This window comes from Mesorhizobium sp. WSM4898, assembly GCF_029625845.1.
GTDB lineage: Bacteria > Pseudomonadota > Alphaproteobacteria > Rhizobiales > Rhizobiaceae > Mesorhizobium.
In genome coordinates, this window is sequence record NZ_JARTVQ010000002.1 from 818,345 (window position 1) to 830,861 (window position 12,517).

11 protein-coding genes, 1 tRNA gene and 2 pseudogenes are annotated in these 12,517 nt (G+C 59.7%); 7 read left to right on the forward strand and 7 right to left on the reverse strand.

Annotated elements, in window-relative coordinates:
* Positions 1–7: 7 nt before the first annotated feature.
* From P9228_RS11355 to P9228_RS11365, 3 genes and pseudogenes are all read right to left on the reverse strand, one after another.
* On the reverse strand, positions 8–286 hold the full coding sequence (locus P9228_RS11355; RefSeq protein WP_245456985.1) for a hypothetical protein: 279 nt from the start codon (positions 284–286) through the stop codon (positions 8–10).
* A 941-nt stretch (positions 287–1,227) separates the two neighbouring features.
* Positions 1,228–2,856, reverse strand: coding sequence for a GMC family oxidoreductase N-terminal domain-containing protein (locus tag P9228_RS11360; protein ID WP_278053469.1), 1,629 nt, complete (start codon positions 2,854–2,856; stop codon positions 1,228–1,230).
* 7 nt (positions 2,857–2,863) lie between these two features.
* Positions 2,864–4,036 (reverse strand): annotated as a pseudogene (locus P9228_RS11365) (M20/M25/M40 family metallo-hydrolase); the annotation flags it as partial.
* 262 nt (positions 4,037–4,298) lie between these two features.
* On the opposite strand from P9228_RS11365, the gene P9228_RS11370 reads away from it, so the two are divergent.
* The 5 genes from P9228_RS11370 (at position 4,299) to P9228_RS11390 (ending at position 8,990) form a co-directional block, all read left to right on the forward strand.
* On the forward strand, positions 4,299–5,090 hold the full coding sequence (locus P9228_RS11370; RefSeq protein ID WP_278053470.1) for a DeoR/GlpR family DNA-binding transcription regulator: 792 nt from the start codon (positions 4,299–4,301) through the stop codon (positions 5,088–5,090).
* Positions 5,090–6,043 carry a BadF/BadG/BcrA/BcrD ATPase family protein gene (locus P9228_RS11375; protein WP_278053472.1) on the forward strand — a complete coding sequence of 318 codons (954 nt, stop codon included), beginning with the start codon at positions 5,090–5,092 and terminating at the stop codon, positions 6,041–6,043. The genes P9228_RS11370 and P9228_RS11375 overlap by 1 nt, the downstream gene beginning before the upstream one ends.
* 61 nt (positions 6,044–6,104) lie before the next feature.
* A complete protein-coding gene (locus tag P9228_RS11380; protein WP_278053473.1) occupies positions 6,105–7,058 on the forward strand; it encodes an SIS domain-containing protein in 954 nt (317 codons plus the stop codon).
* Positions 7,059–7,113: 55 nt separating this feature from the next.
* A complete protein-coding gene (locus P9228_RS11385) occupies positions 7,114–8,394 on the forward strand; it encodes a D-tagatose-bisphosphate aldolase, class II, non-catalytic subunit (RefSeq protein ID WP_278054054.1) in 1,281 nt (426 codons plus the stop codon).
* Between the two features lie 350 nt (positions 8,395–8,744).
* Positions 8,745–8,990 carry a hypothetical protein gene (locus P9228_RS11390; RefSeq protein ID WP_278053475.1) on the forward strand — a complete coding sequence of 82 codons (246 nt, stop codon included), beginning with the start codon at positions 8,745–8,747 and terminating at the stop codon, positions 8,988–8,990.
* Here the strand turns inward: P9228_RS11390 and P9228_RS11395 are convergent.
* Positions 8,925–9,710 carry a hypothetical protein gene (locus tag P9228_RS11395; RefSeq protein WP_278053477.1) on the reverse strand — a complete coding sequence of 262 codons (786 nt, stop codon included), beginning with the start codon at positions 9,708–9,710 and terminating at the stop codon, positions 8,925–8,927. The genes P9228_RS11390 and P9228_RS11395 overlap by 66 nt on opposite strands.
* On the opposite strand from P9228_RS11395, the pseudogene P9228_RS11400 reads away from it, so the two are divergent.
* Positions 9,612–9,995: pseudogene (locus P9228_RS11400) on the forward strand (tyrosine-type recombinase/integrase); the annotation flags it as partial. The gene P9228_RS11395 and the pseudogene P9228_RS11400 overlap by 99 nt on opposite strands.
* A 191-nt stretch (positions 9,996–10,186) precedes the next feature.
* On the opposite strand, the gene P9228_RS11405 reads toward P9228_RS11400, so the two are convergent.
* Positions 10,187–10,262 (reverse strand) — tRNA-Ile (locus P9228_RS11405).
* Between the two features lie 213 nt (positions 10,263–10,475).
* Here P9228_RS11405 and P9228_RS11410 point away from each other — a divergent pair.
* On the forward strand, positions 10,476–11,186 hold the full coding sequence (locus tag P9228_RS11410) for an SIMPL domain-containing protein (protein ID WP_278053478.1): 711 nt from the start codon (positions 10,476–10,478) through the stop codon (positions 11,184–11,186).
* A 211-nt stretch (positions 11,187–11,397) separates the two neighbouring features.
* On the opposite strand, the gene P9228_RS11415 is transcribed toward P9228_RS11410, so the two are convergent.
* Both P9228_RS11415 and P9228_RS11420 read right to left on the reverse strand, forming a co-directional pair.
* Positions 11,398–11,748: a hypothetical protein gene (locus tag P9228_RS11415; protein ID WP_067326832.1), complete on the reverse strand. Its 351-nt coding sequence runs from the start codon at positions 11,746–11,748 to the stop codon at positions 11,398–11,400.
* Positions 11,749–11,969: 221 nt separating this feature from the next.
* The gene (locus P9228_RS11420; protein ID WP_066994651.1) at positions 11,970–12,416 is read right to left on the reverse strand and encodes a YcgN family cysteine cluster protein; all 447 of its coding nucleotides are present in this window, start codon (positions 12,414–12,416) and stop codon (positions 11,970–11,972) included.
* Positions 12,417–12,517: the final 101 nt, after the last annotated feature.

A 12,517-nucleotide genomic window follows, 5' to 3' on the forward strand; every position in this document is an offset into this window, starting at 1 on the left:
CGCCGTGTCAATCGGCCAAGCCGCCCCCACGGCGCTGCATCGCTTCTTTCAGAAGGTGAAACACGCTATCGACCTCCTCGTATATCTCTTGCGGCGCGATGCCCTGACGCCCGGCAGTAGCCAGGAGTTCGACGACGAGATCGGCAATGGCCCCTGGGTCTTCGGTGCTCACGTTTGGCAGATGTTCTGCCATCCATCGGTTCAGAAATTTCAAAGCCCGCGCGCTCATGCTGAGGAAAATCTGGCCGCTACCTTCAGGTCCTTCCTCGAAATCCGTCGCATGCAAGAGCCCCCTCGTTAGAGGGGGACGAGCGGGCTCCATGCCTTTCAGACGGCACGGATAGAATGCGAGGTCGACCGGTGCCGTCTGAAAGCAGGATCGCATGCCCGTTGAGATGTTCTATTCAGACAGAAGTCGTAGAGACCGACACTTTGGTCCCTATGCTGATACCTTCACGCCTCGCTGCGTCATTTGAGAGCCGAAAGCCCTCGCAGTAGGTCAGCTTCGTCGGTGGTGGCCTCACCAAAAGCTTGGAAAACTTCCCTAGCCAGATATTCCCGCTGTTCGCGATCCTTCTTGGCCAGGCGTCGCTCATCGTACAACCGGTTAAACACCCGCTGGAGCATGTCCAGATCAGCAGGCCCGTAGACGCGACTGCTACGCGACAACGACATAAGCGCCGCCCCTTCAGCACGGCATCTGACCATCCACAGACCTGGCAACCTAGAAAGTCCGGCGCTTACGCTTATTGGCAGCGACGGCCGTTTAGATATGCCTAAAGTCGCTTCCAAATATTAAATCCGCCCTGGCGGCTGGCAGTTCGAAGCGTTGTAGTTTGTCTATCCCCTCCCGCTGCAGGGCAAAGGTGCCATCTGCCGAGCCTGAGGTGCCCTCGCGCGAGACCAAGCCGCATGATCCGTGTCTCAGTTTGAACTTTTTTGGGCCACCACGAGCGCACCTTGGTCGTCGCCAGAAGATGACGGGAACGCGCTATGCGTTCCTGCGATTGAGAGCGAGCATCCTCAACGCTCTGTCTGAATTCAAGACGCAAGGCCCTTGCCCGCTCCGTAATGGCGGAGGAATGATTCAGAAGGGCACGATGGGTTTCGAGGGGAGACATAGCTTGGCTCCGGTCTTATGCAGACGGGAGCGCTGGGTCGACTAACGCTCGTTGCGCTCACAGGACAATCGCACCATAGGAATTGCCCAATAGGGCGTCTGCGATACTAGCGAACCCTCAAAAGCAACTCAGCCGCCTTTTCCGCGATCATTAGCGCAGGGGCGTGCGTATTGCCTGACACAATGGTGGGCATGATGGAACAGTCGGCAATACGCAGGCTTTCGAAGCCGCGCACCTTCAATTCGGGATCTACGACGGCGGCATCGTCCGCACCCATCCTGGCGGTGCCGACGGGATGGAAGATCGTCGTGGCGATGTCGCCGGCGGCGCGCGCGAGTTCCTCAGGCGCCTGGATGTGGACGCCCGGCTTGAACTCCTCCGGTCGATATCGCGCCATCCGCTTCGTGGCCATGAGCCGGCGCGCCGCCGTGATCGAGGCAGCGGCGACTTCGCGGTCCCCATCCGTCGAGAGGTAGTTCGGCGCGATCGCCGGATGGTCCTCCGAGCGCGGCGAGACGATCCGCACCGTCCCACGCGATTCGGGCCTGAGGTTGCACACCGAGACCGTGATCGCCGGGAAGCTGTGCAGCGGCTGGCCGAATGCCTCCAGCGAAAGCGGCTGGACATGGAACTCGATATTGGCTGTCTCGAAGCGCGGATCGGATTTCATGAAGATGCCGAGCTGGCTTGGCGCCATCGACATCGGACCTGATCGCCAAAATGCGTATTCCAACGCGATCCGCACCTTGCCCCACAGGCTTGCCTGCCGCTCGTTCAGTGTCTGAGCGTCGGCGATCTTGAAGGCCGTGCGAATCTGCAAATGGTCCTGCAGGTTCTCGCCAACGCCCGGCAGGTCGTGCTGCACTTGGATGCCATGCCCTTGCAGCAGCGAACCCGGCCCGATGCCGGACAGCTGCAGTATCTGCGGCGTGCCGATGGCGCCGGCCGACAGGATCAGTTCACCGGAAACCTCGACCGATGATGGCGTCCCGTTGTGTCGAAATTCCAGGCCTGTCGCCTTGCGGCCAGAGAGCACAATTCGTTCAGCGTGCGCCTGGGCCAGGATGGTCAGGTTCCTGCGGTTGCGGATCGGACGGATGAAGGCGCGCACTGCGTTGAAGCGGAAGCCGGCTTTCTGGTTCACCTCAAAATAGGACGAGCCGAAATTGTCACCAGCGTTGAAGTCGTCGACTTTGGGCACGCCGAGTTCCTCGGCCGCCTCGCGGACCGCGTCGAGGATCGGCCAGGAGAGCCGCTGGCGCTCGACGCGAAGCTCTCCGCCCTGGCCATGAAAGGCCCCGTTCAGCCGTTGATGGTCCTCGGACCTCTTGAACAGCGGCAACACATCGCCCCAGCCCCATCCGCGATTGCCGAGCTGGCGCCAGTGGTCGTAGTCGGCCGCCTGGCCCCGCATGTAGATCATGCCGTTGATCGACGAGCAGCCGCCCATCACCTTGCCGCGTGGATAGGCAAGCGAGCGGCCATTCAGACCAGGCTCTTCGGTGGTGCGATAGCCCCAGTCGGTCCGCGGATTGCCCATGCAATAGAGGTAGCCGACCGGGATGTGGATCCAGGGATAGTTGTCCGATCCGCCAGCTTCCAGAAGCAGCACGCGTTTCGCCGGATCGGCGCTCAGCCGGTTGGCGAGCACGCAGCCGGACGAGCCTGCGCCGACTGTCCGCCAGAAAGACCGACAGGGCTGCAATGCCATCGCGATATTCTTCCAGCGAGACATGCTCCTCCAGGCCGTGACAGATCTGGATGTCGCCTGGTGCAAAATATGCTGTCGGAATTCCAAGCTCCGCGAGAAAGGGAGCCTCGGACCAGAACGGCCCGCCGACTATCCGACCGCGGTCTGGACGTACCGATTGCACTGCTTGAGCAAGACGGACCACGGCCGGGTGCGTCGGATCGCCGTCGAGAGGCGTGCCGCCAAGGGGATGATTGCGGCCTGCCGGATAGTCGAATGTGACGCGAATTTCAGGATGCAGATCCGCGGCTGCAACGGCGGACTCTATCTCCGTGCGCGCAACGTCGAGCGATTCACCTGGACGAAGTTTGCGCAGCAGGCTGAGTTTGCACTCACCTGGAACCGCTATGTAGCCGCCGCCCTCGATCGACGTGACGAGGATGAACGAACGACCGACAAGATCGTGTTCTCCGGCACGATCCAGGCGGTCTGAAAGCTGCCAAAGCGCGCTCAGAACTGCGTGCGTCGCCTTGAGCGCGTCGACACCTTTTTCCGGTACGCCCACATAGGATGTACGTCCGGTCACGGTAATGCCGACAATCATGAAGCCCATATGGGCGGGATAGACGTCGAGCGTCGTCGGTTCGACGTAGATAGCGAAATCGGGAAGATCGACTTCTCCCGATCTCATCGCGGCAATTAGCGCTCTCATGCCTGCGCTGATACCGCTGCCGGGCTCACCGCTTTCTTCGTCGCCCACGAATGCGAGCATCACGTCACCCTTCAAAACGGTCCCGGCCGCGTTGAGGGTGGCCAGTGCCGATATTCCGGTACACAGGCCCGCCTTCAAATCAGAGGCGCCGCGTCCCCACATCTGTCCGTCGACAACAGCGCCGCTGAACGGACTTTCCCGTTCGTCACCAGCCCAACGCTCTGACCAGCCTCTGACATGGACGGTATCCGTATGGCCGATGATGAGCACCTTCCGTCCGCCGCCAGTACCACGAAGGGTACCCCACAGGTTGGGCCGGCCGGGCAGGAAGTCACGCACGGTGATCTTCTCAAGGCCCAGGTTCTCAAACTCTGATCTGAAGAACGGAATGATGTTCGCTTCGTTGCCGGTGATCGTGTCGATCTGAACGGCATTTCTCAGGCGCTCGATAGCTGCCGGTACGTCAAGAAAACGCCTGATGGCAGCCGAACTGGCCCCCTGCACGAATGTCATGCCATTCCTCCCTGGTCGTATACAGATGGTATCTGAGCGATTTCGGGAATGTCAATCATAAAGTTGATCGAAACTGATCGTATCTAGGAACCGCATGATTTTCACGGCTTTCTGCGATTTCAGATAGCTTGTTTCCCTTGGCACGGGCCCTTATCTCAAGAAAAATGCCATAAAAGATCAAAATCGATCACAAAACTGATTGACTGCCTTCGAAGGCATGCGCTATTCGCTTGAAAGCAATTTGGCAGCGCAGGAGCCCTGCATGAAGGACGACCGCCTCAATAGGATCCGGCACTTTTTGTATTTGAATGGTCCGTCGAACATCAATGATCTCGCAAGCGCGATCGGCGCCTCCCTACCCACGCTTCGACGGGACCTTGTTGTCCTGGAAGAGGAAGGCGTGATCGACCGGGTGCACGGCGGCGCCCGTCTCGCGGCAGGGTCTAATGTCGAGGTAAGTTTCAATGAGCGCGAGAGCGAAAACGCCGACGCCAAGCGCGCAATCGCAGACGCCGCTTACAAGATGCTCAAGCCGCATTCGACCGTGTTTCTTGATGCCGGCACTACCGTGCTGCAGCTGGCGCAGCGGCTACGCATCGAGCCACTTCCGCTAACGGTCTTCACCAACGGCCTGGCCGTCGCGCAGGCACTACTCAATACGCCCAAAGTCAAGGTTACCGTCCTTGGGGGCAATCTGCGCAATGAGAACGCCTCTCTTGTCGGCCCCCTCGCTGAATCGATGTTGGACAGATTGTGGTTCGATCAACTCTTTCTTGGTGCGAGCGCTATCAAGGACGATGGCGCCATCTACAGCATCGATTTGTCCGAAGCCAGCATCAACGCCCGTATGTTGGGTCGCTCAACCGAGCGCATCCTCCTTGCCGATCATAGCAAGTTCGCACGAGCAGCAACCTACCTGGTGGCGCCGCTCTCTGCGTGCACCCACTCGATCACAGATCGAGATGTTCCGCCGGATTGGCAACAGCGTATCAGGAATATGGGGGTACATCTCACGATCGGCGGCGACGCGACCGCAGAAGAGACGGCTGCCTGATGGATACGCTGGTGCTCGGGCTGGATGGCGGCGGGACCAAAACTCAATTGGTCGTAGCCAACGCTGACGGCTGTATTGAATTCGCCGCCGCCGGTGCAGGCATCAATCCTATGGACAATTCCAAGTGGCGAGAGAACCTTCGGGAACTGCTGCGACCCGTATCGCCGCTGCACTCCTCGATACGCTTCGCCGTTTTAGGCCTTCCGGGTCATGGAGAAATCAGAACCGTCACCGACACGATGGAAAAAGCAGTCGCCGAATATTTGCCGATACCCCATCGAAACGAGAACGACGTTCGCATCGCGCTGGATGGCGCCTTCTTGAATGGCCCAGGCACGGTCGTTCTTGCCGGAACCGGAGCGATGGTCCTGGCAAAAGGCAGCGACGGCCGGATTGCGAGAGCCGGCGGCTGGGGCGAGATTTTCAGTGATGAAGGCGGCGCCTACTGGATCGGCCAACTTGCATTGAGGAAGGCCAGTCAGGCCCTGGATGGTCGCTTGGATGCCTCCGCCTTCGCCACGGCTCTGCTGAGCGAAATTGGCTCGCACGGGAGAGATTGGCACGACACCATGATGGGTTGGTGCCTTTCGAGGAAGCATCAACGGTCTGAGATCGCAACTCTAGCCCGCCTAGTCGACCGCCTAGCGGAGCAAGGCGATAAAACCGCCGTAACGATCATGACCGCAGCTGCAGCCGAGCTGACGAGTCAACTCAAAACGGCGCAACGCTTGGTAGGTCACATCGGCCAAGCGTGGAGCCCTGCAGGAAGCGTGTTCGATAGCTCCACGATCTTGGATCACATGACTCGGATGAACGGGCCATGCCAACCGGCAATCTTGACGCCCGTCGGTGGCGCCGTCTGGGGCGCTTTGCAAACAGCAGGCATCCAACCGAAGGACACCTTTGTTGAAACATTCACCGCAGACCTTGCGCGGGCATTTGCGCCCCAGTGACGGGCTCACAAGAGCCCGCCCTCGCATCCTCCATCTTCCGCATAATCGCGAAAGGCATCATATGAACGCGACCGAAGCTTCCATCCACGAGCAGTTCCCTTACTGGGACGCGCTAGCCAATGTAGAACTCCGTCCCCGCCTCGGGAAGACTCACGTCGTATTAGGTTGCGGCACCTCCTATAACCTCGCTCTCACCATCGCCGCTTTTCTGAATGACCGCGGTCATCAGGCAATTGCAGTGCCAGGCAATGAGTGGTTCCGCAGGCCACAGTCCTACTGCGCCAATCCCAACGACACCGTTGTAATTGCAGTTTCGCGAAGTGGAGAATCCTCCGAGTTGGTGCGCGCCGCACAGGCGGCGCGTTCACGTGGCCTCGAGGTAATAGGCATTACCTGCAACGACAAAAGCTCACTCGTTTCCCATTCCGACCAGCTCATTGCTTCTCCCACTCACCCGAGCGAGGGAATAGTGATGACCGCGTCGGCAAGCTTGATGCTTCTTATGGGAATGAAATTCGCCGGATATCAAGTTGGTGCCGAGACCACCTCAGAAGCTCGACATATGCTTGACCAAATGGCCCTAAGCGATCTCTCCGCCTTATCGACACGTTCACATTTCGTTTTCCTCGGCGGCGGCCCCCTCTACGGCCTCGCGGCAGAGGGAGGTCTCAAGCTGCAAGAAATGGCTTGCACTTTCACCCAGGCTTATCATCCGCTCGAATACCGACACGGACCTATCAGTCTGATCGACGACCGTTCCGTCGTCACGATTCTCTATCACCCCACCACGCGGGGCGAGGAAGAGCAACTGGCCGACGAACTGCGCGCCAAGGGCGCTTTCGTGATCGGCCTCGGTGGCAAGGGCGATCTCAGCTTTGCCGTCGACGGGGCAAAAGATGCGGTCAGTCTTGTCTACTTGCCCACGCTGCAGCTTCTTGGCGAACGGATCGCGCAGATGCGCGGACAAGACACGTCTGCGCCAAGGCACTTGAGCAAAGTCGTCGTCCTCGCCTGACGGCGTTCCGTTCTACATTCCGACTGAGAGAAGCCGCGTGAGCGAACACCCTTTGATGTTCCTAGCCAACGAGGTCGCGAATGGGCGGCCACGGGCCATAACGTCAGTTTGCTCGGCTCATCCATTGGTGATCGAGGCAACCCTCTTGAGCGGGCTCACCACCGATGAACCAGTCTTGATTGAAGCCACCTGCAACCAGGTCAATCAGGATGGCGGTTACACAGGTATGACACCTGCCGTTTTTCGCGAATTTGTCGAGACCATTGCTAAGAAGATCAGCTTCCCCATTGATCGCCTGATGCTGGGCGGCGACCATCTCGGACCCAATCCGTGGAGGACGTTGCCGGCGGAAGTCGCGATGGCGAAGGCTGATGCGATGATCGAAAGCTACGCACGGGCAGGCTTCAGCAAATTGCATTTGGACACGAGCATGGCCATAGGCGACGACGCAAGCCCTGCGCCGCAGGAGGACGTGGTTGCCGCGCGCGCGGCGCGCTTGGCGTCGATCGCTGAAGCAGCCACTCGGGAGGCGGGCCTACCCAAGCCGGTCTACATCATCGGGACCGAAGTGCCCGTGCCTGGGGGCGCCCGCGAAACCCTGGGTGCTATTGAAGTGACCCGACCGGAGGATGCTGTCCGCACAGTTGAGCTACACAATCACGCATTTCGGGCCGCGGGCATCGCCGACGCATTCATGCGGTGCGTTGGTCTCGTCGTTCAGCCAGGCGTGGAATTCGACAGTGACAATGTGGCCATCTACCAGCCGGACAAGGCTGCCGCGCTTGCGGAAGCGCTCAGCCAAATCCCAGGTTTCGTCTTCGAGGCTCACTCAACCGACTATCAGCCTCCGGAGGCGCTCGCAGCGCTGGTCCGCGATGGCTTCGGTATTTTGAAAGTCGGTCCGGGTCTCACTTTCGCGTTGCGCGAAACACTGTACGGCCTTGATTCGATCGCGGTCGAGCTTGGGCTACTCGAGCCCGCTAAACGCGTCAGCGTAGTTATGGAACGTCTGATGCTAGATCGGCCGGCAGATTGGACGGCACACTATCATGGAATGCCAAGCCGGCAGCAAATCCAACGGCATTTTAGCTACAGCGATCGTATTCGCTACTATTGGCACTCCCCGATAGCCCAGACCGCAGTTCAGCGCCTCGTCGAAGCTCTGGACAGACATACGATTCCCAAACCGCTAATCAGTCAGTATCTCGGCGCCATCTATCCGAAAGTGATTTCAGGGCGTGCGAAATCCACCGCTCGATCGCTACTAATATCCGGCGTTCAGCATGCGCTGGAGGGGTATGGCAGCGCTAGCCATTGGCAATCATCCGCGCTCTAGCTTGCATGGGGCAACTTAGGACACCAGCCAGTTCGCATCCGTAGACGCCGCTAAGCGGCTTTGAAATCTTACCACCAGTTCATGCCATCCACCGTGGGCGAGTTCCTGCCCATCGCGTCGATCGTAAGGTTGCGAAATCGACACTCTCGCCTCAAGGATCGGCGATAACGCATCCTGAGCTCGATCTCGGGGGCAGTTAGGCTGCCGATCCATCCCGTTCATACCCCCAGACCGCAATCCTCCGAATGGACCGCTCAGGTCCCTTTCGGCCATCGCCATAACAATCTAGATCCGGACTTCTGCAGGGAAGCCCAATATAGAGTTTGCGGCAAATACGGGCGGCTAAGGTTATGAAAAGCGACAGCCTCTCCTACCCTCCTCGCGGCCTCTCACGCGAGGAAGCCGCCCGATATGTGGGCGTGGGAATAACCAAATTCGACCAGATGGTGGCTGACCGCCGGATGCCGAAGCCGAAGAAAGTTGACGGTCGCGTGATTTGGGATCGGCTCAAACTCGAAGCGGCCTTCGAACTACCTGGAGACGATGAAGAAAATATCGTCGACTTCCTGTTGCAAGGGAATCATCGCAGGGAATAGATTCATTCTGCCATGACCGACAAATATCCCGGCCTCTCCTCCTACACCGACCGCCATGGCAAAGTTCGCTGGCGCTATCGGACGAAGGAGCGTGTGGTTAGTCTGCCGGCCCCCAATCAGGCGGGTTTCAAGGAGGCCTACCAAGCAGCGGTCGAGGGCCGGAAAGTCCCCAAGGCTCCCGTCGTCCGTATGCCTGGAGCCGCCCTGCCCGGCACGTTTGGAGCGGCATTTCAACGGTTGAAGATCTCGGTCAAGTGGCTGGCGCTGGACGAAGCCAGCAAGCGCAAGAACACGCAGCTGATTGAAGAGTTCCTGGAACTCCGGGTGGTCGCAGATCACCCGCTCATCTGGCGGGATGTAGCGGTAAAGAACCTTCGACGTATCCATATTGAAGAGCTTCTTGGCCGCTTCATCGCCACGCCCCACAAGGCCAAGCATCTGCTGGTGGGCATACGCAAGCTGGTCTATGTCGCGCTGCGGCAAGACTGGATCGAAATCGATCCCACAGCGGCGGTCGAATGGCGTCCCGCCTATGCCGGTTGGAAAGCTTGGTCGCGCGAAGCGATGGCGCAATTCGAAAACCGTTGGCAGCTCGGCACCGCGGCACGCACTTGCTACGGCTTGGCGCTTTGGCTGGGCAACCGTCGCGGCGATGTCGCGGGCCTGCGCTGGGATCAGAGGGTGACCCGCCGTGTCTTCATCGATGGTGTCGAGCGTCACTTTGACGGGTTTGACATCGTTCAGGGCAAGAACAAGGGACGAACTGGCGGCAAGCGGCTTTTCGTGCCGATCACACCGATGTTGTCCGAGATCCTGGATGCTGCCGACAGGCGCGGCGAGACCGTCCTGGTGAACGGCTATGGCGAGCCCTTCTCCGCCAAGTCACTGACTGGAATGATGGCGCATTGGTGCAAGCTTGCCGATCTTCCGAAGGGCCTGACCCTGCATGGTTTGAGGAAGTCGCTCGGTGTTTATCTGGCGGAGGCAGAGGCCTCGACCAGACAGCTCATGGACGTGCTGGGACACGATGACATCGACCATGCCGAGCTCTATTCACGCGAAGCATCGCAGGTTCGGCTGGCGGTACAGGGGATGGATCGAGTCGTGCGGCTCGTGACGCGCAAGCCGATGCTTGGCGAACCTGTTGGCGAACCTCGTGGCGAACCACCCTATAAAGCATTGATAAATAACGATAATGGTGGGCCCGGAGGGACTCGAACCCCCAACCAAGCGGTTATGAGCCGCCGGCTCTAACCATTGAGCTACAGGCCCCACGCGGGCTGGCTTAGTGTTTTTCGCCGCCCGGCACAAGGCTTTCGAAAGCGCTGGCGGCAAATGCCAAAATCAGCTCATATTCGCTCCGTACAGCGGTGTGCGCGCCATCAGGCGCGTGAACTGGTCCGGACTGCCCGCAACGCCGGGAATCGATGCCTTTTTCGAGTCTGGGCAGAGGTGATACCGGATCGCAGATTTCGAGGAGTTTTCATGACCAAATATCTTTTGCCTGTCGCGCTCGCTGCCGCGATCGCGTTTCCGGCGCTGGCAAGCGCCGCCGACACCCAGCCGCCTCCGCGAATTGTCGTCTCGGGCGAAGGCGAAGCGACTGTCGCGCCGGACATGGCGATCCTGACGCTCAACGTCATGCGTGAGGCAAAGACCGCGCGCGCCGCGCTTGATGCCAACAATGATGCCATGGCGGCCGTGATCGCGGCGATGAAATCGGCCGGAATTGCCGATCGCGACCTGCAGACAGCCGGCATCCAGATCAATCCGCGCTACAATTACACCAACAAGGCGGACGGCAGCCAGGAAGCCGAACTCGTTGCCTACCAGGTGACGAACACACTGTCGGTGCGCGTGCGCGACGTCGACAAGACCGGCGACATCCTCGACAAGGCGGTGTCGCTCGGGGTCAACCAGGGCGGCGGCATCGCCTTCACCAATGATGATCCGAAGGCCACCATCACCGAGGCGCGCAAGAAGGCGGTTGCCGACGCGCTCGCCAAGGCCAAGACGCTCGCCGCGGCCGCCGGCGTCAACCTTGGCAAGGTGATCGAGATCACCGACCAGAACGTCGCGCCGGCGCCGATGCCGTTGAACGCCAAGGCTTTCGATGCCGCCCGCGCCGCCGTGCCGGTGCAGGCCGGCGAGAATTCCTACACCGTCCAGGTGACCGTCACGTTCGAGCTGAAATAGCTTGCCCGCCGCTTTGGTAATCCGACAAAAACAAAACCCCGGAGGACCGATCCTCCGGGGTTTATCTGAGCCGCGCTTCAGCACTGGCCGAAGGGGCTCCACTACTCACAGGTGACATCGGCGAGAGTCATCCTGCTCCCGACCTCGCAGAAGGTCAGCTGGTCCTGCAGAGGATCATGCCCAACCTGTCCTCGCAGGCTCCAGAAAAGCCTCAGCGATAGATGATCGGGCAGCCACGCTCGTTGGCGAAGACCACCACCACGCGGTCGCCATACTGACGGCCGGCCACCTTCACCGTTCGCCGGCTGATGTCGACGATGCGGACGCGGTGCAGGCCCATACGCTCGGCCTTGTCGAGCGCGCGGTCCGGCGAACAGCCGCGGCGGCGCCAGTCGCGATCGCGGCGGTAATAGCCATCATCGCCGGTGTAGACGCCGAAGCGCGGATCGTGATTGTTGCCGAAGCCGAGATAGAGGCTGTCCGCATGCGCCGCCGGGATGGCGCCGAGCGTGCAAAGCCCGACAAGGGCCGAAAGGGCTGCCGTCTTGATCTGGTTGAACATTGTCTCTCTCCTTGTTGTGGGCCTCTCGCCCTTGAACGGATGATTGGCGAACCAATGATTACAAAATGCCTTTTTGTGTCTGAACTTTGTGCGAACCGGCCGTTCATGTCCGGTTCATGTGGAAGAAAGGCAAAACCCCTCACCCGAATGCACTTCCAAATCTGACGCGGGGAACGCGTCACCGCGGCCCCAGTTCCCTCGAGTTTCAAGATGCGAAGCCGTCAGGGTTCGTCATCAAGCACATAATCAAAATAGTCGTCCGGTTCGGCGAGATCCGTTTCCTTGGCCTTCACCCGGCCGCGGATCGAGATCCCGGCCTCATGCACAGTCTCCGCGCTTCCCGAAACCAGTTTGTGCCACCAATAGAGGTCGTGTCCCTCGGCGATGAGCCGGTAGGCGCATGTCTTGGGCAGCCAGGTGATGGTGCGCACATTCTGCGGTGTCAGCCCGACGCAATCGGGCACGCGCGCCAGCCGGTTGGCATAATCCGAGCAAAGGCATTTTTCGGCGTCGAACAGCCGGCAGCCGACGCTCGTCCAATAGATTTCGCCGGTATCCTCGTCCTCGAGCTTGGACAGGCAGCATTTGCCGCAGCCGTCACATAGTGATTCCCATTCGGCCGGGGTCATGGCCTCGAGAGTCTTGGTTTTCCAAAATGGCGCATTCATGCCGCTGGATTTGGCCCTCCGGGACCTCTCGGTCAAGCACTGCTGTCACAGGACCCATTATCAACATTAGAAAAACACGAAATTGCCTTCAAAAGGCCGGC

Bases quoted from the DNA above. Each gene is read 5' to 3' on its own strand.
- P9228_RS11360 (WP_278053469.1), bottom strand. From the start codon at position 2,856: ATGTCTCGCTGGAAGAATATCGCGATGGCATTGCAGCCCTGTCGGTCT.
- P9228_RS11370 (WP_278053470.1), top strand. From the start codon at position 4,299: ATGAAGGACGACCGCCTCAATAGGATCCGGCACTTTTTGTATTTGAAT.
- P9228_RS11375 (WP_278053472.1), top strand. From the start codon at position 5,090: ATGGATACGCTGGTGCTCGGGCTGGATGGCGGCGGGACCAAAACTCAA.
- P9228_RS11380 (WP_278053473.1), top strand. From the start codon at position 6,105: ATGAACGCGACCGAAGCTTCCATCCACGAGCAGTTCCCTTACTGGGAC.
- P9228_RS11385 (WP_278054054.1), top strand. From the start codon at position 7,114: ATGTTCCTAGCCAACGAGGTCGCGAATGGGCGGCCACGGGCCATAACG.
- P9228_RS11390 (WP_278053475.1), top strand. From the start codon at position 8,745: ATGAAAAGCGACAGCCTCTCCTACCCTCCTCGCGGCCTCTCACGCGAG.
- P9228_RS11410 (WP_278053478.1), top strand. From the start codon at position 10,476: ATGACCAAATATCTTTTGCCTGTCGCGCTCGCTGCCGCGATCGCGTTT.
- P9228_RS11415 (WP_067326832.1), bottom strand. From the start codon at position 11,748: ATGTTCAACCAGATCAAGACGGCAGCCCTTTCGGCCCTTGTCGGGCTT.
- P9228_RS11420 (WP_066994651.1), bottom strand. From the start codon at position 12,416: ATGAATGCGCCATTTTGGAAAACCAAGACTCTCGAGGCCATGACCCCG.